We start from the raw sequence: 20,745 nt of genomic DNA on the forward strand, positions 1-20,745 counted from the left end.
AACCGAGCGATTTAGTATTGGAGCAAAAATAGATTTGCTGGCACAGTCGAGAGTGTGTTGCTGGTGACCCAGCACGCCGATTCGGCAAAGGAGCCACTCATATGCCCGCGACCACCTCGGATATTCTGAACCTCGACGGGCTGTTGAGCTCAGCAGAACGCGAACTGCGCGACACGGTTCGCGCCTTCGTGCGTGAGCGCATCGCGCCCTACATCCAGGGCTGGTACGACTCGGCGCACTTTCCGATCGAGATCGTGGAGCAGATGGGCGCGCTCGGGCTGCTCGGCATGCATCTCACGGGATACGGCTGCCCCGGCCGGTCGAGCGTGGAGTACGGCCTCGCCGCCATGGAACTCGAAGCCGCGGACTCGGGCCTGCGCACCTTCGTGAGTGTGCAGGGCTCGCTGGCCATGAGCAGCATTCATAAGTGGGGCTCCGAAGAACAGAAGAACCGGTACCTGCCCGAGATGGCAGCCGGCCGCCTGATCGGATGCTTCGGGCTCACCGAGCCGACCGCGGGGTCCGACCCGTCGAGCATGGCCACAACCGCCCGCCGTGATGACAACGGAGGCTGGATAATCGCAGGATCCAAGCGGTGGATCGGCCTCGCATCCGTTGCTCAAATCGCGATCATCTGGGCCATGACCGACGAGGGCGTGCGCGGTTTCATCGTGCCGACCGACACACCCGGCTTCACTGCGACGCCGATCGAGGCGAAACTCTCGATGCGGGCCTCCATACAATGCGACATCCTGCTCGACGACGTTCGGCTTCCCGACACCGCGCTACTGCCGGGGGCGCGCGGCCTGAGCGGACCGTTCGCGTGCCTGAATGAGGCCCGATATGGCATCATATGGGGCGCGATGGGCGCCGCGCGGGACAGCTACGAGGTGGCTCTGGCATATTCCCTCGACCGCATGCAGTTCGACAAGCCCCTTGCGGCGTACCAGATCACTCAGGTCAAGCTCGTGAACATGCTCCTCGAGATCCAGAAAGGCACGCTGCTCGCCATTCACACCGGTCGTCTGAAGGACGCCGGCGTGCTCGAGCCCGTGCAGATTTCGCTCGGCAAGCTGAACAATGTGCGGGAGGCCCTCAAGATTTGCCGTGAGGCCAGATCTATTCTCGGCGGTAACGGCATCACCCTGGACTATTCGCCATTGCGGCACGCGAACAACCTTGAGTCCGTGCGCACTTATGAGGGAACCGACGAAGTGCACACCCTCATCCTCGGCAGCCACGTCACCGGCATTCCGGCCTTCCGGTAGGCGGTCATCGTGCGCAAGTCCCACAGAAATCTTCTGCTGCCCTCTGCGGCCGTCGCTCTCGCCGTCGCTCTCGCCGGCTGCCAGGCCGGCGCGACGGGCGGCAGCGAAACCTACCCGTCACAGCCGGTTACGGTACTCATGCCGTACGCGGCCGGCGGCCCGTCCGATCTCACCGCCCGGTCGATTTCGTCCTGCCTCGGCGACGGTTTCGGCGAGACCTTCGTGGTGCAGAACAAGGCGGGAGGCAGCGGGGCGGTCGCCATGCAGGAACTCGCGAGTGCGAAGCCCGACGGCTACACCCTCGGCCTGGGCACTGCGGGGACGCTCGTAATGACCCCGATGGTGAACTCCCTGGCCTATTCTCTTGACGACTTCACCCCGATCGGCGTGATGGCCGAGAACCCCACACTCATCGTCGTCAGTGACGATTCTCCCTACGAGAACGCGGAAGCGTTCTTCGCGGCGGCCGAGAAACGTCCGGGCACCCTCACGATGGGCGTGCCCGGAGCAACGAGCCCGGCCGCGATCGAACTCAAGCGCCTCAAAGACCAATACGACGTCGAGGTCGTGGCCGTGCCCGCAACGGGAAATGCCGAGATGACTACGAACCTGCTTGGTGGTCACGTCGATGCGCTCTTCATCAACGATCACCCCGACGTTATCTCCCGCATCGATGAGGGCTCATTTCGGGCCCTGGCCGCGACGACGCCCGAACGGCTACCGTGGCTGCCGGAGTTGCCGACGCTTGCCGAACTCGGCTTCACCGATCTCGTGGATGCGACATCCGTCTTTGGACTGTTCGGCCCTCGCGATCTGCCGACACCCGTGGCGGACGCGCTCGAAGGCGCACTCGAGGCGTGTCTGACCGACCCCACGGTGCTCGAGCAGCTCGGGGAGAACCTCGTGCCCGCGGAGTTTCAGGGCGGCACAGCCCTCGGCGAGAGCCTGGCCGAGATACAGGCCCTTTACCGGCCGATCCTGGGAGGCTGAGTCGTGCGCGAAATCCAGGGCCTCACCGAGCTAGCGGCACTCGTGGGTGAGGAGCTCGGCGTGAGCGAGTGGCACACTGTGACGCAAGATCAGGTGAAGGCCTTCGCCGATTCGACGGGCGACCAGCAGTGGATCCACGTTGACCCTGTTGCGGCTGCGGCCGGACCATTCGGCCGGACCGTGGCCCACGGGTACCTGACGCTATCGATGATCCCGTACCTGACCAAGCAGGTGTACCGGGTCAAAGGGCTGCTTATGGTCGTGAACTACGGGCTGAACAAGGTCAGATTTCCGAGCGCAGTACCCGTGGGCTCGCGCGTGCGCGACCGGCTGACACTCGTGTCGGTGACGGCATCGGAGCGCGGTCACCAGGCCGTCTTCCGCCACCACATCGAGATTGATGGTGCGGACCGCCCCGCCTGCGTCGCCGAAACGGTGTCACTGCTGGTCGAATAGCCAGCCGATTCCGGCGCCCCGCCAAACGAGAGCACCGAAACCACGTAATTCCTCGGTGGTTGATCATACATAAGGAACCCAAATGTATGTGTATCCATCCATGGTTTTACGTGTCCGCAGCCGGGAGGCTGGCTGAGAGTAATCGTCATCACCGAAAAGCAAGGAGGCTTTACGATGACCCAAGCCCTGAGTCAGTCGCCAGTCAACGCCCCGCAGAAAACCCCGAAATCACGGATAAAGCGCGTGGTCGCCGCATCCATGGCCGGCACAGTCGCCGAGTGGTATGAGTTCTTTATTTACGGTACGGCCGCGACTTTGGTCTTCGGTTCCCTGTTTTTTCCTAAAACGGGCAATCCATTGGACGGGATCATTGCGGCCTTTGCCACGTACGCGGTCGGCTTCCTCGCCCGGCCTCTCGGAGGCATGGTTTTCGGTCATTTTGGTGACAGGTATGGACGCAAGAAGCTGCTGCAGTTCAGCCTCCTCCTGGTCGGCGCAGCGACGTTCCTCATGGGCTGCCTGCCTGGGTTTCAGGAGATCGGCTACTGGGCGCCCGCACTGCTGGTGCTCTTGCGGTTCCTTCAAGGTTTCGCCGTCGGCGGTGAGTGGGGCGGCGCCGTGCTGTTGGTCAGCGAGCACAGTCCGCAAAATCAGCGCGGATTCTGGGCCAGCTTCCCCCAGGCTGCCGCACCGGTCGGCAACGTGCTGGCGACCGTCGTCATGCTCGGGCTTTCCTGGACCTTGGACCAGTCCTCGTTCATGGCATGGGGCTGGCGGATCGCATTCTGGCTCTCGGCGCTGATCATCTTTGTGGGTTACATGATTCGCCGTACGGTCGAAGATGCACCGGTTTTTATCGAAGCGATGCGCAAGCAGCGGGAAGCCCAGCGCGAAGCAGCAACCCTGCGGGAGGTCCTGCGCACTTACCCTGCCCAGATCACCAAGGCGCTGATCATGCGCATCGGGGAAAATTCCTCGTACTACCTCATGATCGTCTTCGCTATCACGTACCTGACCGTCCACGTCAAGGTTGAATACTCGACTGTCCTGTTGGTGCTGTTCGTGGCCAACATCGTCCAATTCTTCGCCATGCTCGGAGGCGGATGGCTCTCGGACAAGATCGGTCGCAAACGCACCATCGGTATCGGGTACGCGGGCCTATTAGTCTGGGCTTTGACATTCTTTCCGGCTTTGGACAGCGGTAATTTCTGGGCCATCCTCGCCAGCACCACCTTTGGGCTGACCGTCCAGGCCGCCGCGTATGCACCGCAGGCAGCCCTGATGTCCGAGATCTTCCCGACACGCATGCGTTACTCGGGATCCTCATTTACCTACCAGATCGCCACCATCTTCGCGGGCTCCGTGGCCCCGATGATCGCCACACTGCTGCTGAACCAGTTCAACAGCACTCTTCCGATCGTTATCTACGTCGTCGGAATCCTCATCATTTCTACCGTGGCATTGTCCAGGCTCAAAGAAACACGTGGACTGGATCTCTCCTCCCTCGACCGGATACACGAAAACGAATTGGCCCGCTAACCTACCGCACCGCAGGCCGTGGACCCGCTGCTACAGCGGGTCCACGCCCATTTTCAAGAGAGAATCCGACCGCCATGAATACGAACGATCAGCTTACGAAGAGCACCCTCGCCATGGGATCGAACAGCCCCGTGGCGGTAGTTACCGGAGGGAACGGATCGATCGGCCGCGCCGTTGCCGAACTCTTCCTCGGCAAGGGGATGCGCGTCGTCTCGGCCGATCGCCAGCCCCCACCGCAAGATGCAACGCCATCCGGCAATGACTTGCAGATGCACTACGAAGCCGACGATAGAGAAGGGGCGCAGAAACTGGTCGAGGCGCTGCCTGACGATGCGGCGATTCAGCACCTTGTCCTGGCCGCTGGGATCTATCCAGAACGTGAGTTCGCCCGCATCAGCGAGGTTGAGTGGCAGGACTGCCTCGACATCAATCTCACCGCCGTCTACCGCCTGCTCATTGCGGCGCTGCCCCGGCTGGCTCCGGATGCCTCCATCGTTTTGATCAGTTCCATCGCTGGACTGCGGGGAAGCAAGGGCCATGCCCATTATGCGGCGAGTAAAGCCGGACTGCTTGGGCTTATGCGATCCGTGATGTGGGAGCTCGGCGGGCAGCGGCGCATCAACACTGTATCTCCGGGCATCATTGAAAACCGTATGACACAGTCGCTCCGCGACGGTGCAGGCGCGACGATCCTCACCAGCACGCCGCTGGGCCGATACGGAACTCCGGCAGAAGTGGCCGCAGTCATCGACTTTCTCTGCAGCCCCGGCGCCTCCTTCGTCCACGGCGAGAACATCAGCGTCAATGGTGGGTTCTATGTCAACTGAGAATCGGCCAGCCCCCTTGAGGGCTGTGGTGACCGGCGGAAAGTCCGGCATCGGCCAGGCCTGCACCGACGCACTGCTGGACCAAGGGCATCGGGTAGCAGTTTTGGACATCTCCAATGACACCGCCCCCCAGATCGACTCAGACACACAGGCGCAGTTGCTCAATCTGCGCTGCGATGTCCGCGATCGCCAGGCCGTCTTCGAAGCATTCGCCGCAGTACAGGACCAATGGGGAGGATGCGACGTGCTCATCAATTCGGCCGGAATCGCACGCCCCGGCCCGAGCGAGACACTCCGGCCGGAGGACTGGAACGTTATGGTCGACGTCCACCTGACGGGCGCCATGTGGGCATGCCAGGCGGCTTTTCCTGCCCTGGCCGCCAGCGACCGGGCGGCCATCGTTAACATTTCCTCGGTGGCTGGGCGCATGGGAATGCCCCACAGGGCGAGCTACAACGCGGTGAAGGCCGGCATCGAGGGCCTTACCCGATCACTGGCGGTCGAGTGGGCCCCGCACGGAATCCGGTGCAACGCCGTCGCCCCTGGATATGTCGATACCTCCTTCACTCAGCTTCTGGAGGAATCCGGCCAATTAGACAAGGCTCCGATTGTGAGTCGCACGCCGCTACACCGGTTTGCGCACCCAACCGAAATTGCTGAGAGCATCCTATTCCTGGCTTCCTCGGCGGCGTCGTTCGTCACGGGCCACACCCTCGTTGTCGATGGGGGATTAACGATCGACGGCGCTTGGTACGAATAGCCTTTGACGCGCAGCGGCCGTTAGTGTTTTGCCGGGGAACCGTCCAGGAGCCTGGCGACTACCAACAGGACGTGGTGGTCGAGGGCCCGGCGCCCATTGTTCCAGTCTGTTCCCAGCAAGGATTCGATGCGTTCAAGGCGTTGGCGGACCGTATTGGGGTGCACCACCAGCTCCTGGGCCGTTCGGGCAATATTGCGCCCCTCGTCGAGATAGCACAATGCCGTATCGCACAGCTGTGTGCCATTCGACCGGTCGTAGTCAAGTAAAGGACCCAGGCTTCCGCGCAGGGCACTTTGAGTGACCTGTGAATCCGCGTTGGCGAGGAAAATGCCAATGGTTCCCAGAGACTGCCACCCTACGACGTTGCCGGCTTGGGGTAATGAACGTGCCGCCGTCAGCACGCGTTCGGCCAGGGCGAATCCTGCTCCGATTTCACTGAGCGCGGCGAGGGGCTCTGAGTGGGCCATGCGCACGCCGCCCCAACGCCGGGCTCCGGGCTTGCCGAGAAAATCGGCGATCCATGCAAAAACCTGCTCCGGAGCACCCAAATACAAGCGGTCATCGAAGTGACCCCGCAGCAGCTGTTCTCCGAGGTCCACCTCCAAAGCTTCCTCAAAGTCCGTCAACGACCGCAGCGCTCCGTCAACGATGGCGACCCGGAACGGTGAGCCGTCCTCAAGGCCGTAGGCAGCAGCCGATGTTGCTGTGTGCTGCCGCAACCCTTCCGCCGGCGGGCTGATCAGCGTGGCCAGAAGTTCCACACGCTGGCGCTGCCGGTTGTGCCGCGACGCGTCAGAATGTGAAATGAACGTTCCCAGAACCAGCGCAGCGCGCCGGAGAATCGCTTCGTCGTCGGCCGCGGTTTCACCCTCAACGAGCACGCCGCCCAGCGCTTCCCCCTCGATGACTGAGGCCATGACCACCACAGTGGTCCCGTCCTCCAGCGTTGCGGTGACGGGAGCGTTGGTGTGCCGGGACGCGGGGATCAGGGCCCGTGCCGCGTGGAGCTTTTCGCCTCCCACATCACCGGCATCGATGCGGACGGTTAGATCGAGCAGCCGTGCCGGGCGGCCCAGGATCTGGCTGATCCGGGCGGCCAGTCCGGGCAGGCCCTCCGAGGAACTCAGGGCTGCAAAAAGCTCATCGTCTGTGGCCGCCAACCGTTTGAGCCTCGCGATTGAGCTCTCCTTGTCCCGGTTCGCGGTCTCGAGCGATCCCATCGACTCGGTCAGTTCGGCCAGGCGTTCCAGGTTGTCCAGGGCGACGGCGGCCTGGTTAGCCAGGGCCTCCACGGCAAAGATTTGTTCCTCGCTGAACTCATGGGCCCAACGATCTGCCACCATGAGCGCCCCAATGATGTCCCCGCCGATGCGCATGGGCGCGCCCAGCAGCGCTTTGACCCCCTCTTTGGCAACCGCATCGTCAATGTGTTCCAGATGTGCAAGTGAGACAGCCGGCAAATAATCTGAAACCTGGATGGGGCCATCGGCCCGTGCCACGTTGCCAAGGACGCCGGTGCCAAAGGGCATGCGGATGTCCCGGTAGGCCTGGGTCCACACGCCGTCAGTCTCCGTAATTCGCGTTTCCCGCTTTTCTGGATCATTGAGGCTGATGTAGGCCATGTCCGTACCGACGATGGCCCGGGTACGGGTGACGATTTCACGAAGCACATTTCCACCCTCGCGCAGGGACGAGATAGCAGCGGCAGTCTCGGACAGGGCCAGCGTGAGCATCCGCTGTCCGCGTGCGTTGGAGGCCAGTGCGTGCACGGACCGCAGGCTCTCGCGCAGCCGTTGCCCCTGGGCATCCGCCGGGAGAAGGTCCAACCCCGTAAGGAAATCGGAGGACGCCGGGTCCAATGCCTGCTGCAAGAGGCCAGCGAGCAAGTGCATGAAACCCTCCTTGGAATTATCCACATAAAACCGGTTTCAGTATGTCATGAACCTCCATGGCTGCCCGAGGGCTCTCCTGCGAGACTGAACCAGGAACGTTCGCTACATCACACTGATTACCAAAAAGGACAGCAGATGACTCAGCAACTCGACCCTCGGACCGCTGGCAGGACCAACTGCAGGCAGGGGACGACATGATGAGCTCTCCACTGACAGATCTCCAGGGCGTGACGGTCGCAGCGGCCCCGACCGCAATGACAATCCGCGGTGCCGTCTTGAATTCCACCGGGGCGCAGCCCCCATATGCGCAGAGTCGGCCCATCACCGTGGACGAACTGACCCTCAGCGGACCAGCACGCGGCGAAGTGCTGGTGCGGATCGAGGCAGCCGGACTGTGCCACTCAGACCTGTCAGTGGTCAACGGTTCACGTCCGCGGCCGCTGCCGATGCTGCTGGGCCACGAGGCAGCAGGAATCGTCGAAGCGGTGGGCCACGACGTTGACTCCAACCTCATCGGCCAGCGGGTGGTTATGACCTTCCTGCCACGGTGCGGCCAGTGCGAGGCCTGCCTGACCAACGGAAAGCTGCCCTGCTCCGCGGGCAGCAAGAGTAACGAACAGGGAATCCTGCTCAGCGGTTCTTCCCACCTGACGCGCGGCGGCGAAACGGTGGCCCATCACTTGGGCGTCTCCGGCTTCGCCACCCATGCGGTGGTCGATCACCGATCCGTGGTGCCCGTCGGGGCTGACGTGCCGCCAGCGGTCGCTGCACTTCTGGGTTGCGCCGTACTCACCGGGGGCGGGGCCCTTCTCAACGCTGGACGCATCACTGCCGAGTCCACCGTCGCAATCGTCGGCCTTGGCGGAGTGGGCATGGCCGGACTCCTGGCTGCCCTTGCCACTGGCTGCCGACGCGTCATTGCCGTCGACGCCCAGGCCTCCAAGCTTGACCTTGCCCTGCAGTGGGGGGCGAGCGAGGCCTACACCCCGGAGGAAGCCTTGGAACGCTCCGTGGTCGTTGACGTCGTGCTTGAAGCGGCGGGCCATCCCCGCGCCTTTGAAACCGCCTACCAACTGCTGGGCTTAGGCGGAACGCTGGTGACCGTCGGCCTTCCAGCACCAGGTGCCATGTCCTCAATCGAACCGTTGCGACTGACGGCAAAGGCACAATCGATCGTGGGGAGCTACCTCGGATCAGCCGTACCGAAGCGCGACATCCCCGTTTTTGAACAACTCTGGCGCGAAGGAAAACTGCCGCTCGAACGGCTTGTCTCCCGGGAGATCAGCCTCGACGACATAAACGAGGGCATGGACGCCCTCGCCTCCGGCAGCGGGATCCGGCAGGTCATCAACTTTGGGACAACGCACGAAGAACGGAAGAACCGATGAGCAACCAGACAACCGACCACGACGTAGTGATCCTCGGCGCAGGATTCGGCGGCCTGGGCATGGGCGCCCAGCTGAAAGAGGCTGGTATCGAGAACTTCGCCATCTTCGACAAGGGCCCCGGCCTGGGCGGAGTCTGGCGCGAAAACAGCTACCCGGGTGCCGCCTGTGACACCGAGGCCCATCTCTACTGTTACAGCTTCTTCCCCCACTTACGAGTAAGCCGGATGTACGCGGACCGCAACGAGCTGATGGGCTACCTGGAGCGTTTAGCCACCCGATACACACTGGGCCCGCACCTGAATTTCAACACCGAAGTCACCTCCGCCGTATGGGATGGGGCAAACGCGCTCTGGCGCCTGCAGGTTAATGGCTCAGGTGAACACACCGCCCGCGTTTTCATCCCCGCCTGGGGACAGCTGAACACTCCGTTCGTTCCTGCATTTCCCGGCCTGGCCGATTTCCAAGGCGCCGCATTCCACTCTGCGCGCTGGGACCACACTGTCGACTTGACCGGGAAGAAAATCATCAGCATCGGCTCGGCAGCCAGTGCCGTCCAGTACGTGCCCGAGGTGGCCAAGGTCGCCGGATCGCTGGAAGTTTTCCAGCGCAGTGCCAACTGGATCATGCCCCGCAACCAAGTGATCTTCAGCAAGGAACAGCTTGACTCCTTCGAAGAAAATCCGGACACCTTTGAGCAAAGCCGCCGCAACCTGCACGATTTCCGGGAGAACGGGTTCGAACGCACACGCCGTGCCACCGACGCCCAGCGCGCCGGCGTCGCCCAGGCCGTTGCCCATCTCGAGGCGCAGGTGCCGGACCCAGAACTGCGGCGCAAACTGACCCCTGACTACGAGTTCGGATGCAAGCGGATCCTCCGCACTGACGACTACTACCCGGCCCTGATGGGTGGGAACGTCGAACTAGTCACCCAGGGCATCGACGCCATCGTTCCAGAAGGCATCCGCACCCGTGACGGGCAGATCCATAAAGCGGACGTCATCATTTTCGGCACCGGATTCAGCAGCCAGGCCTTCCAAGGCGATCTGCAGGTCATCGGTGCCTCCGGCGAGGACCTGAAAGAACGCTGGGCTGACGGCGCGGAGGCCCATCTGGGTATGAGCGTCGACGGCTTCCCGAACATGTTCATGATCTACGGGCCGAACACCAACCTGAACCACAATTCGATCATCACCATGCTGGAAATCCAGCAGGCATACATCCTTAAAATCTTGGTGCACCTGCTTACCGCCCCGCAGGCCTCAGTGGAAGTGCGCGGAAGGGTCCTGACCTCGTACAACGCAAGCCTGCAGAACGAGATGGAAGGATCCGCTTTTTCCGCCGACTGCTCCAGCTGGTACAAGAACGCCGCGGGCAAGGTCATCAACAACTGGTCCGGAACAGTCGAGGAATACCGTAGCCTCGCTGGGCACTGGAACCCGGGCGACTACATGCTCTCCGGCGCCGTGCTGCCAGTTCAGGAAATGGCGAGAGTATGAACTCGAAACTCTTGCCGGCGGTCCCGCTGGACGACGTAGCTGTCGACGCAGTGGACCTGATCCGGGCGTTCCGCGACGCCGGAGCGGTCAGTTTTCAAGACCAGCCCCTGGACCAGTCACGGGCTGCATACGAGGCGGGCTGTGCCGCAAACGGGGTTCCATTTAAAGCCCTGGAACGGGTCGAGGACCTTCACTGCGAGGTCAACGGCGGGTCCATCCGGCTGCGGCACTACCGTCCCGGAGGTAACGATTCGGAGACCGCACGTGCTGTCGTGGTGTACCTCCATGGTGGCGGGTGGGTGATCGGCTCGGTGGAAACGCACGACCGCCTCTGCCGCTACCTGGCCGCGGTCAGCGGACTTGACGTTGTATCCGTCGACTACCGGCTGGCTCCTGAGTACCCGTTCCCGACCCCGCTCGAGGACTGCATAGCAGCCCTGACCTTTGTCAGTGTCCGGGCCGGAGAATATGGCTGGGATCCGCATCGGATCATCGTGGCCGGCGACAGCGCCGGCGGCAACCTTGCCGCCGTCTTGGCTTCGGACCCGGGCTGCACCGTAACCGGAAGCACCATCATCGGCCAGCTGCTCTTCTATCCTGTGGCGAACCTGCTGCACGAGTCGGATTCCTACGCCCGTATCGCCGACGGTTTTCCCCTGACCGCAGGCTCAATGCGATGGTTTCGAAGCCTGTACCTGGCAGATCCGCAATTTGCACGCGACCTCCGCGTCTCACCTGGGCTTCGTCAACCCGCCGAACTGGCCGAACACGGCGCTCCGCCAGCATTCGTAGTGACCGTCGGACTAGACCCCCTGGCCGACGAAGGAGTCGAATACGCAGGTCTGCTGGCCCGCGCCGGAGCACCAGTGGAGCACCACCATCTGCCGCGCCACTCCCATGGACTGTTCACCGCAGCCGGAAAAATTCCCACCGGTGCAAGACTGTTGAACCGGGCCGCCAACTGGCTGGTCGAGCTCACCGACTCGGCGGAGAAGGCTAGCTAGCTGGTCTCCCCTACCTCCCCATCCACGGTCCGCCACTACCTGGACAGCGGCGTCAAGTTCGTCCTGGTCAGGGCCGACATCGCGCTTTTAATACGGGGCATCGAAGCCTCGCTGTCGAATACATACAGGCCGGCGACGGCGAAAACCCCGCCAGCTACTCCCCAGCCGTAACATTGAAGGACTCTCCATGACCGTTTCACCCGCCGACTCGTCTGACATTTCTGCAGCCCGGGAGGCTGCACTCATAGCCTCCGTGCCTACCGGTCTGCTCATCGACGGGCAGTGGAGGAACGCGTCTGACGGCGGCACGTTCAACGTATACGACCCCGCTACCGGGGAGGTACTTGCCACTCTCGCCTCCGCTACCAGCGAGGACGCTCTTGCAGCGCTCGACGCCGCGGGTAAGGCCCAGTTCGGCTGGGCCCGGACGGCGCCGCGTGAACGCGCCGAGATTCTCCGCCGCGCTTTCGACCTGGTGACTGAACGGGCCGAGGACTTCGCCCTGCTGATGACCCTGGAAATGGGCAAACCGTTGGCCGAATCCCGCGGCGAGGTCACCTACGGTGCCGAATTCCTGCGCTGGTTCTCCGAAGAGGCAGTCCGGGACTACGGCCGGTACCTCACCACCCCAGAGGGCAAGAACAAAATCCTGGTCCAACACAAACCGGTCGGCCCGTGCCTGCTGATCACGCCCTGGAACTTTCCGCTCGCGATGGCCACCCGGAAAGTGGCCCCCGCCGTAGCCGCCGGCTGCACGATGATCCTCAAACCGGCGAAATTGACGCCGCTGACCTCCCAGCTGTTCGCACAGACCATGCTCGAGGCCGGCCTGCCAGCGGGGGTCTTGAACGTGGTGTCTTCCTCCAGTGCCGCTGGTATCTCCGGTCCTTTGCTGACTGACCCAAGGCTCCGGAAGGTTTCGTTCACCGGATCCACCCCGGTGGGCAAGCGGCTGATGGCCGACGCCGCACACAACGTGTTGCGGACCTCGATGGAGCTGGGCGGGAACGCCCCATTCATCGTGTTCGAGGACGCGGACCTGGACAAGGCGGTCGAGGGGGCCATGGCGGCGAAGATGCGGAACATGGGCGAAGCCTGCACCGCCGCGAACCGGTTCCTGGTCCAGGAATCCGTCGCCGCTGAATTCACCACAAAGTTCGCCGTCGCGATGGGTGCTTTGGCGATCGGCCGTGGCACCGAACCGGCCGCCCAGGTAGGTCCGCTCATCGATGCCGGCGCCCGGGACGACGTTCACGCCTTAGTGCGCGCCGCTATCGACGCCGGAGCCACCGCCGTGACCGGCGGTTTCCCCGTTGACGGTCCCGGCTACTTCTACCCGCCGACCGTCTTGGCCAACGTACCCAATGATGCGGCGATCCTCCGCCAGGAGATCTTCGGGCCAGTCGCCCCGGTCACCTTGTTCTCCACTGAAGGTGACGCCATCCGTCTGGCCAACGCCAGCGAATACGGCCTCGCCTCCTATCTTTACAGCCGTGACTTCAGCAGGCTCCTGCGCGTGGCCGAGCAGATCGAATTCGGCATGGTCGGCTTTAACGCCGGCGTCATCTCCAACGCAGCCGCCCCCTTCGGCGGCGTCAAACAATCCGGGCTCGGCCGCGAGGGCGGATCCGAAGGCATCGCCGAATACACCACCACCCAATACATCGGCATCGCCGACCCGTACGCGGGCTAACCTGACGTTGGGATGGCGAGCCCTACTCTATGACTCCAGACCTAGCTCGGCTCCTCGTCGCCGCTGGAGCGTGATCAACAAAGCGAACCCAGCCCCACCGGCTCGTAGCTGCCGCGCATTGAAGTGTCGTTTAAACCTCGCTATCGTTCAACCGGCGCGTTGCAAGTCGGGTCCGCGAACCGGTAAGAACGCCAAAAGCATGCAGGGCTGCGCTGTCCTGGTTGGTGTGCCTCAGAGCCGGAAGAGCGGCTCGATTTGCACCTGCAGGCGCTTCTGGAGCCTCTCCCAGAGGTTCCGGGGTGCGAACTCGCGCACCGGCGTGCGCAGGACCTCGTGGGTGTAGGTGCCGTTGCAGTTCTGCGCGACGATCCGGGTATCAACTTGGGCTACCAGGTGGCCGGCCTTTTGCGCGCTGTCGAGGACGGCCGCGGTCAGTGCGATGATCCTGTCGCCCTGCGTGATGCTCTGGGCGCCCAGCTGACTTCCGGCTTTGAAGCCGTACTGCAGGTAGCTGGTCACGTTCTCCGGATCGGTCGTGTAGAACCTAGCCCGGGCCCGGTAGATTGCGTAGATCCGCTCGATGTAGTCCCAAGCGGAGGTCGCGTCGGCGGCCAGTTCCTTATCCACATCTTCGATGCCCTGGATCTCCAGGTCCACGCGTTTGCCGATCACCAGAAGCAGCAGCTCGTGCTTGTTGGTGACATAGCGGAACAGTGTTGCTTCCCCGACCCCGGCGAGTTCAGCGATTTCCTTCGTCGTCGCGTGCTCGTAGCCGCGCTCGTTAAAGATCTGCTCCGCTGCGGCGCGAATGTTTCGATAGCGCTCGATCCGCGCTTTCTCTCGCAATCCCAGGGGTGCACCGGGCGGTGTTTCCACCGAAGCCAATGATCTCATCTGCATTAACGTCCCTATCAGCGCATAGATGTCAGAGTAGCCATTCTTTGGCCACTGAACTACGAATTCCTAATACACATATCGACCAATTAAACACCACGATCTGGCGAATGGCCTTGCCGTCCACGAGTTCATCCATCGCCTCACTAATCTTGTCCAGGACAATCACCGATGATGTCAGCTTTGTGACCGGCAGTCTTCCTTCGCGCCTCATCTGCGCCCGCGAATGGCCGGCTGCCTCGACGACGACAAGGGCATAGATGCCAGGCTCCTCTGCTTCTCCCGAAGAATAAGCTCCCGTGGCCGCCAAGTTTCGTGTCAAGGTCAGTTTCTCCGGGTTTGCGTTGATACCAATGATGCGCGCCGGCGCTGACCACGTTGACGATACGGCGACTGCGGTCGGCGGGGCGGCCATACCCACTCCCCCGAGCCCGACGATCATAAGGTCCTGTCCGTCCTGGGGCTTGCCTGCCTTGAGGACAGCGCCGCCGCCGGTCAGCCCGGCACAGCCAAGGACCGTCGCGACGGCGGGAGCAAGTCGCTGTCGACCGGGACGACCGAGCGCCGGTTGAGCCGGCGTGGGTTGCGTACCCGGAGACGCCGAGGTGGTGGAGGACTCCCCGCCGTTGCGGGTGAGCCGGTTGCGAACCGACGGCAACGATAATGTCGGCGGCCTCGTGGCCCAGCACCATGGGCACCGGCCGGGGACGGTCCCCGTTTACGACCGACAAGTCGGCATGGCAGACGCCCGCCGCCTCCATTTTGATCAGGACCTTCTGCGGTCTGGGCTCGGCGAGATCGAGTTCCCAGACAACCATCGGCCGCGACTCGGCACAGGGACGGACGAAACCGACGGTCTCAAGAACCGCACCGGTGATCTTCATGTCGACTCTTTTAAAGGGTTGTGCTTCATATCATTCATATGCTTTTATGAGAGTGTAATCCGCACGGAGTGTACTTTCAATATTCGTCTCGGCTGGAGCGGATCCTACGACCATGAACGCCGGCAGCCACATATCGAAGGGATTGGTTTTGAAGATTCATCCAGATGCGAACGAGGGTCTCGTCAGGGTCGGCGGGTTCACCGTACCTTTCCACGACACAGTTGCGCCCCATGATGCCCGGGCCACTGTCGTCCTGATTCATGGAACGGGCGGAAACGCCAGGACCCACTTCCACACCCTGTTTCCGATGCTCGCCGCCAAGTACCGTGTGCTCGCCGTCGACCTCCAGACTCCCCGTGAAGGTCTCACTCTTGGGACGTTCTCAAGGCAGGTCGCGGGCGTTATCGAGCATTGCGTCCCCGCCCGGTCGGTCCACGTCGTGGGGTATTCACTGGGCGCCCTGGTCGCTGCTGACTTGGCCGCCTCGAACCCTCACACCTTGGCAAGCCTGACTCTGGTCGCGGGCTGGACCAAGGCCGATTCCCAACAGAGGCTCCGGAACCGGATTTGGATGCGGCTCTTCGAAACGGATCAGGACCTCCTACGGGAATTTGCCACCTGGACCGCCTACGGCCATCCCTTCCTTGCAGGCCGCTCTGAAGCCGATGTCCGAGCCCTCGTCGAAGCCCGCGTCTTCCCGGACGGAATCGCCGAACAGATGAAGCTCAATGCCAACGCCGACCTCTGCGGCAAGCTGGCGAGCATTACCGCCCCGACACTGGTCGTCGCCGGCGCCCATGACCAGATGGTCCCGACCCGCCAGACCAAGTTGCTCTTCGGAGGCATTCCCAACGCCCGCTACGCCGTCATCGACAGCGGGCATGCCATCCCGCAGGAACGCCCCGCCCAGCTTTTCCAGATCATCAACGAGTTCGTGACGGATCCCGAATCCGTCCCTGCCGGTGAAATCCGGGAGCGCATGTTTGTCTAGTCCATCGATACCAGCACATAACAAGACACAATTTGGAGGAATAGTGGCAAGCACTCCACTGGGATATCCGGCACCCGACTCGCCGGTCGACGTCATCATCATTGGGGCCGGCTTCGGCGGTCTCGGCCTGGGTACGCAGCTTGCACGCGAAGGCAAGAGCTCGTTCATCATTCTGGAACGCGCGGAGGAAGTCGGAGGCACCTGGCGCGACAATCACTATCCCGGCGCTGCCTGCGACGTGCCCTCACACCTATACTCGTTTTCATTCCGTCCCAACCCGGAGTGGTCGCGGATGTTCGCCCCGCAGAAGGAGATCCTCGACTATCTTCGACACGTCCCCCGGGATGAGAATTTTCACGAACGGATTGTTTTCGGCGCCGAGGTGACGAGCGCACGCTGGGATGAAGCCGCCGCATTGTGGAACGTCGCCACCCCCAAGGGCGACTTCTCGGCCAAGAACCTGGTAACCGCCGTCGGGCACCTGTCCGAACCAAAGCTGCCGAATATTGATGGATTGTCTGACTTCTCGGGGAGCTTGTTCCACTCGGCCGAGTGGGCTGACGAAGTCGATCTGGCGGGCAAGCGGGTCGGCGTCATTGGCTCGGGAGCAACTGCCATCCAGGTCATGCCCGAGGTGGCGAAAATCGCCTCGGAGGTCGTTGTGTTCCAGCGCTCGGCACCGTACGTGACACCACGTCCGGACCGCGCCTACAGCGATCAGGAAAAAGGCCTCTTCCGCAAGATGCCCGAAAGCATTCAGGAACTGCGCGAAGAGATGTTCTGGTCCAACGAGGAGCGCTATGCCCAGCGTCGGGGCACACCTACCTTGGTTTCCGCCGCCACCCAGGTAGCTCTGGACCATCTACACCGGCAGATCCAGGATCCGGAACTGCGCCGAAAGCTGACCCCGGACTACATCATCGGTTGCAAGCGCGTTCTGAAATCCAACGACTACTACCCGGCGTTCGTCCAGGAGCACGTCCATCTGGAGACTGACGGCATCGAACGGGTCGAAGGCAACCGGGTCATTACGAAGGACGGAGGGAGCCACGAGCTCGATGTGATCGTGGCCTGCACCGGCTTTGAAACCACAGACCTGCCTATCGCCTACCGGATCTTCGGCCGCAATGGCCTGCCGTTGAGCGAACGCTGGTCCAACGGCATGCAGGCCTACGCCACGACGGCGGTGCACGGATTCCCGAACCTCTGGATCATAAACGGTCCCAACACCGGCCTGGGACACAACTCCGCGGTCTACATCGCGGAGGCACAGATCGATTACATCATGGCGGCGGTGAACTTCCGCGAGGCGGCCGACTTACCTGCCCTGGAGGTCGCCGAAGAGGCAGAGGAAGCCTTCATGGATCGCGTGGACCGTCTGGCGGAAGGCACCGTATGGCTGGAGGGCGGCTGCCGGAGCTGGTACGTGGACCACCGCAACGGCCGACTGACCACGCTGTGGCCGGAACCGGCCTACACCTTCCGCCAAGTCAACGCGCATTTCGAACCCGAACCGTATTTGACGGGATCTGAAGACGAAACCGTTGAACAGGTTTTGATCGCGGCTCGCTAGTGCACGTCGTTAACGATCCAGGAACGGAAAGCATAATCATGAACGAGCAGCACTACAGAACAGTCGTCATCACCGGTGCGGGCGGTGGCATTGGCCGCGGCATCGTGGAGTCGTTCCTGACCAGCGGAGACAGGGTCATCGCGGTGGACGCGTCAGAGACCGCACTAGCCGACCTTGAAGCGACGCTGGATCCACAACAGGATGGATCGATCCTGACCATGTGCTGCGACGTCACCGAACCCCAGGACTGGAAGCGGATCGCCGAGGCCGTCGAAGCCTCACCCGCAGCGCAGGCCGTTCTGGTCAACAACGCCGGCATCTCCCCAAAACGAGACGGCCAGAAGATCCCAGGGGACGAAATACCATTCGATGAATGGAACGCGGTCATGGCCGTGAACCTCACCGGGCCATTTTTGGGCATCCAGGCGCTGGCACCTCACATGAAGAGCACTCGATTCGGCCGGATCATTAACATGTCTTCGCTTGCAGGCCGCGACGGCGGCAGACTGGGCGGTGTCCACTACGCGGCCACCAAGACGGGCCTGCTGGGCATTACCCGCTCCTTCGCCCGGGAACTCGCGCCGTTCGGCATCACCGTCAACGCCATCGCCCCCGGACGGATCGGAGTAGGCATGGTTTCGTCGGTGTCAGATGAGGTCAACCAAAACTATCTGACCCGTATCCCGGTCGGGCGTCTGGGCTATGCCAGCGACGTCGCTCAAGCCGTCCAGTACCTGGCAACACCCGGCAATGGCTTCGTCACCGGAATTACGGTTGACGTCAACGGCGGGTCGTATATGGGATGAACGGGCCCTCTCACGTCTTCAAAATTTCGGGCCGCGCGGGGTCCTCCGGCGCCAGATCGGCCCGCGCTTCCCTGCGCGGAAAAGTCGTCCTGATAACCGGAGGCGCCGGCGGCATTGGCGCGGCCACGGCCGAGCGACTGGCTGCCGCGGGAGCCCTTGTGTCGCTCGTCGACCGCGACCAGCAGCCCCTCGGACACGTCGTGTCCAGGCTCGGCGGGAATCACCTGGCCACGGCAGCGGACGTCACGGACTATACCTCGCTGGAACTCGCGGTGCAGCGAACAGTCGAACACTTCAGCCGACTGGACATCGTCTTTGCCTGTGCCGGTGTGGGCAGCGCCTCCACTGTCTCCGCCTCCCGTACCGAGGACCTGCTGCGGATCGTGGATGTCAACCTCGGCGGAGTCATCAGGACCGTCAAGGCCACCCTCGAAGAGGTCACGAAGCACGGCGGCTACTTCCTGCTCATGAGTTCGGCGGCCGCGCTGAAGAACGTGCCGCGCGCAAACGCCTATGCCGCCTCGAAGGCGGGCGTGGAGGCCTTCGGCGGGGCACTGCGGCTGGAAGTCGCCCATAAAGGCGTAAACGTCGGCGTCGCACATCCCGCCTGGGTGCGAACGAACATGATTTCGGGTGCATCCACACGGGCCGGGGAGAGCCGCTCTCTGCCATGGCCCTTCAGCATCGTTTCCAGCACGGATACCTGCGCCGATCTCCTTGTCAACGCGATGGCCAGCCGCCGCCGTAAGGTTTTCATCCCGCGGAGCCTTGCCCTGATGGACCCGTTACGCTGGCTCTCGACCGGGCCCGTATGGGACAGCTTCATGAAGCCGCGGGCCGCGCTGAGCGTTTCCCGGCTGGAGTCCCACGCGTGCGTAACGGGTGAGTAAATTCACCACAACTAGTTGTGCCATTCGTCATAATCATGTATTACTGAGAGGGCACTCCGTGCGGATTGGACTCTCAACTTCACTTCGACCACCAGAGGATACCTTGAACAAGAATCGACTGCGCCATGTCACGGCCGCCGCCGCTATCGCCGGACTGGCCTTGACCGCCACCGGGTGCTCGGTATCCTCCCGGGCAGCCGAGGACTACCCCACAAAGCCCGTCACCTTTCTCGTGCCCTACGCCGCTGGCGGCCCGTCTGACACCACGGCCCGCGCGTACAGTTCCTGCCTGGAAAAGCTCCTCGGCGGAACCTTCGTGGTGGAGAACCGGGACAGCGGCGCTGGCGCCGTAGCCATGCAGAAACTGGCCAGCGCGAAACCGGACGGACACACCGTGGGCCTGAGCACCAACGGGCCGCTGGTCCTGAACCCGATGTCCAATGAGTTGTCCTACTCCCAGGCGGACTTCCAAGCCGTGGGCACGATGGCCGAGATTCCGACGCTATTCGCGGTACCCAAAGGCTCCCCGTACAAGAGCCTCCAAGATCTGTTCGATGCCGCGAAGGCCGATCCCGGACAGATCTCCATCGGGGTCCCCGGCGCCACTAGTTCGTTGGCCATCGAGCTCAAGCGCCTCCAGAAGGACACCGGCATCGAGTTGGCGATGGTGCCTACATCGGGCAGCGCCGAGCTCATTACTAACCTGCTGGGCGGCCACATCGACGCCGGGTTCGTCAACGACCACGTCGACGTCGAAGCCCAGGTGAAGGACGGTGCGATTGTCCCGTTGGCCGCGGCGGGCGACGTGCGTTCCGAAGCCTTTCCCGACGTTCCGACCACGGATGAGGCCGGCTATGACGTCAAGACGACATCGGTCTACGGCCTCTTCGGACCTAAAGGCCTGCCCCAGGATGTCTCCGAGAAGCTCCAGAATGGTGTCGAAACCTGCAGCCAGGACAAGGACGTCATAGCCCAGATCGGCGATCGCTTCGTGCCGGATTCCTTCTTGGACGCAGCGGCGACCACACAGGTTTTCCAGGACATGCGCGCCCGCTACGAGTCCCTTCTGGCAAAATAAGAACCGACGACCCAACCGTCGCATCCCGTTGAAGATTAGTGCTCTGCGACCCGTCGGCCTTCGACGCCCGCATGTAGTCAACAAGCATGCTGATCCGTGTCACTTATACGTTCGATTATGGGACAACCCAACCGAATCGCTCGAGAAACCAAAATTTGTCACACAACCAGCAACACAATTTGAATGTCGTAGATGAGAGCTACGTGAGCAATATGACAGTGCGCTTCCCTGCACTAACCGGGGGCAAGGCCGGCAACGACCATGCTGAGCAGGTGTTTATAACCGTCGCTCGCACTCATTGGCCGCGTTGATACCC

General features: G+C 62.5%; 18 protein-coding genes and 1 pseudogene. 15 read left to right on the forward strand and 4 right to left on the reverse strand.

Translation table 11 applies throughout. The annotated features are described in order from the left end of the window. Positions 1 to 101: 101 nt before the first annotated feature. The 6 genes from CXY70_RS05085 (at position 102) to CXY70_RS05110 (ending at position 5,840) form a co-directional block, all read left to right on the forward strand. Entirely contained in the window at positions 102 to 1,268 is a 1,167-nt protein-coding gene (locus tag CXY70_RS05085; RefSeq protein ID WP_104191304.1) for an acyl-CoA dehydrogenase family protein, read from the forward strand. Positions 1,269 to 1,277: 9 nt separating this feature from the next. Next, the gene (locus CXY70_RS05090) at positions 1,278 to 2,258 is read left to right on the forward strand and encodes a tripartite tricarboxylate transporter substrate binding protein (protein WP_199183370.1); all 981 of its coding nucleotides are present in this window, start codon (positions 1,278 to 1,280) and stop codon (positions 2,256 to 2,258) included. Between the two features lie 3 nt (positions 2,259 to 2,261). Continuing rightward, positions 2,262 to 2,714 (forward strand): MaoC family dehydratase, encoded by a 453-nt coding sequence (locus CXY70_RS05095; RefSeq protein WP_104191305.1) that lies wholly within the window; start codon positions 2,262 to 2,264, stop codon positions 2,712 to 2,714. Between the two features lie 174 nt (positions 2,715 to 2,888). Continuing rightward, the gene (locus tag CXY70_RS05100; RefSeq protein WP_158250913.1) at positions 2,889 to 4,253 is read left to right on the forward strand and encodes an MFS transporter; all 1,365 of its coding nucleotides are present in this window, start codon (positions 2,889 to 2,891) and stop codon (positions 4,251 to 4,253) included. Between the two features lie 74 nt (positions 4,254 to 4,327). After that, positions 4,328 to 5,080, forward strand: coding sequence for an SDR family NAD(P)-dependent oxidoreductase (locus tag CXY70_RS05105; protein WP_104191306.1), 753 nt, complete (start codon positions 4,328 to 4,330; stop codon positions 5,078 to 5,080). Then, positions 5,070 to 5,840, forward strand: coding sequence for an SDR family NAD(P)-dependent oxidoreductase (locus CXY70_RS05110; RefSeq protein ID WP_104191307.1), 771 nt, complete (start codon positions 5,070 to 5,072; stop codon positions 5,838 to 5,840). The genes CXY70_RS05105 and CXY70_RS05110 overlap by 11 nt, the downstream gene beginning before the upstream one ends. A gap of 20 nt (positions 5,841 to 5,860) precedes the next feature. Here CXY70_RS05110 and CXY70_RS05115 read toward each other — a convergent pair whose 3' ends face one another. Then, the gene (locus CXY70_RS05115; RefSeq protein ID WP_146066064.1) at positions 5,861 to 7,732 is read right to left on the reverse strand and encodes a helix-turn-helix domain-containing protein; all 1,872 of its coding nucleotides are present in this window, start codon (positions 7,730 to 7,732) and stop codon (positions 5,861 to 5,863) included. Between the two features lie 254 nt (positions 7,733 to 7,986). Here CXY70_RS05115 and CXY70_RS05120 point away from each other — a divergent pair, with 254 nt between their 5' ends. From CXY70_RS05120 to CXY70_RS05135, 4 genes are all read left to right on the forward strand, one after another. Then, positions 7,987 to 9,120, forward strand: coding sequence for an alcohol dehydrogenase catalytic domain-containing protein (locus CXY70_RS05120; RefSeq protein WP_104191367.1), 1,134 nt, complete (start codon positions 7,987 to 7,989; stop codon positions 9,118 to 9,120). Beyond that, complete coding sequence (locus CXY70_RS05125) at positions 9,117 to 10,616, forward strand: NAD(P)/FAD-dependent oxidoreductase (protein ID WP_104191309.1); 1,500 nt, start codon at positions 9,117 to 9,119, stop codon at positions 10,614 to 10,616. Before CXY70_RS05120 ends, CXY70_RS05125 begins: the two co-directional genes overlap by 4 nt. Further along, a complete protein-coding gene (locus CXY70_RS05130; RefSeq protein ID WP_199183371.1) occupies positions 10,613 to 11,620 on the forward strand; it encodes an alpha/beta hydrolase in 1,008 nt (335 codons plus the stop codon). Before CXY70_RS05125 ends, CXY70_RS05130 begins: the two co-directional genes overlap by 4 nt. A 187-nt stretch (positions 11,621 to 11,807) precedes the next feature. Continuing rightward, positions 11,808 to 13,313, forward strand: coding sequence for an NAD-dependent succinate-semialdehyde dehydrogenase (locus tag CXY70_RS05135; protein ID WP_104191310.1), 1,506 nt, complete (start codon positions 11,808 to 11,810; stop codon positions 13,311 to 13,313). A gap of 231 nt (positions 13,314 to 13,544) precedes the next feature. Here CXY70_RS05135 and CXY70_RS05140 read toward each other — a convergent pair whose 3' ends face one another. The 3 genes and pseudogenes from CXY70_RS05140 to CXY70_RS18635 form a co-directional block, all read right to left on the reverse strand. After that, positions 13,545 to 14,189 carry a TetR/AcrR family transcriptional regulator gene (locus tag CXY70_RS05140; RefSeq protein ID WP_158250914.1) on the reverse strand — a complete coding sequence of 215 codons (645 nt, stop codon included), beginning with the start codon at positions 14,187 to 14,189 and terminating at the stop codon, positions 13,545 to 13,547. 49 nt (positions 14,190 to 14,238) lie between these two features. Continuing rightward, a complete protein-coding gene (locus CXY70_RS18290) occupies positions 14,239 to 14,622 on the reverse strand; it encodes a hypothetical protein (protein ID WP_233205756.1) in 384 nt (127 codons plus the stop codon). Between the two features lie 280 nt (positions 14,623 to 14,902). Beyond that, a pseudogene (locus CXY70_RS18635) lies at positions 14,903 to 15,091 on the reverse strand (alcohol dehydrogenase catalytic domain-containing protein); the annotation flags it as partial. 112 nt (positions 15,092 to 15,203) lie between these two features. On the opposite strand from CXY70_RS18635, the gene CXY70_RS05150 reads away from it, so the two are divergent. The 5 genes from CXY70_RS05150 (at position 15,204) to CXY70_RS05170 (ending at position 20,429) form a co-directional block, all read left to right on the forward strand. After that, the gene (locus tag CXY70_RS05150; protein ID WP_104191313.1) at positions 15,204 to 16,082 is read left to right on the forward strand and encodes an alpha/beta fold hydrolase; all 879 of its coding nucleotides are present in this window, start codon (positions 15,204 to 15,206) and stop codon (positions 16,080 to 16,082) included. A gap of 43 nt (positions 16,083 to 16,125) precedes the next feature. Then, positions 16,126 to 17,655 (forward strand): NAD(P)/FAD-dependent oxidoreductase, encoded by a 1,530-nt coding sequence (locus tag CXY70_RS05155; protein WP_199183372.1) that lies wholly within the window; start codon positions 16,126 to 16,128, stop codon positions 17,653 to 17,655. A 38-nt stretch (positions 17,656 to 17,693) separates the two neighbouring features. Then, positions 17,694 to 18,461: an SDR family NAD(P)-dependent oxidoreductase gene (locus CXY70_RS05160; protein ID WP_104191314.1), complete on the forward strand. Its 768-nt coding sequence runs from the start codon at positions 17,694 to 17,696 to the stop codon at positions 18,459 to 18,461. Continuing rightward, positions 18,458 to 19,351 carry an SDR family NAD(P)-dependent oxidoreductase gene (locus tag CXY70_RS05165; protein WP_104191315.1) on the forward strand — a complete coding sequence of 298 codons (894 nt, stop codon included), beginning with the start codon at positions 18,458 to 18,460 and terminating at the stop codon, positions 19,349 to 19,351. The genes CXY70_RS05160 and CXY70_RS05165 overlap by 4 nt, the downstream gene beginning before the upstream one ends. 103 nt (positions 19,352 to 19,454) lie before the next feature. Continuing rightward, entirely contained in the window at positions 19,455 to 20,429 is a 975-nt protein-coding gene (locus tag CXY70_RS05170) for a tripartite tricarboxylate transporter substrate binding protein (RefSeq protein ID WP_158250915.1), read from the forward strand. The last annotated feature ends 316 nt before the right edge of the window (positions 20,430 to 20,745 follow it).

This window comes from Cryobacterium sp. Y82, from assembly GCF_002929495.1.
In the GTDB taxonomy this organism is placed as follows: domain Bacteria; phylum Actinomycetota; class Actinomycetes; order Actinomycetales; family Microbacteriaceae; genus Cryobacterium; species Cryobacterium serini.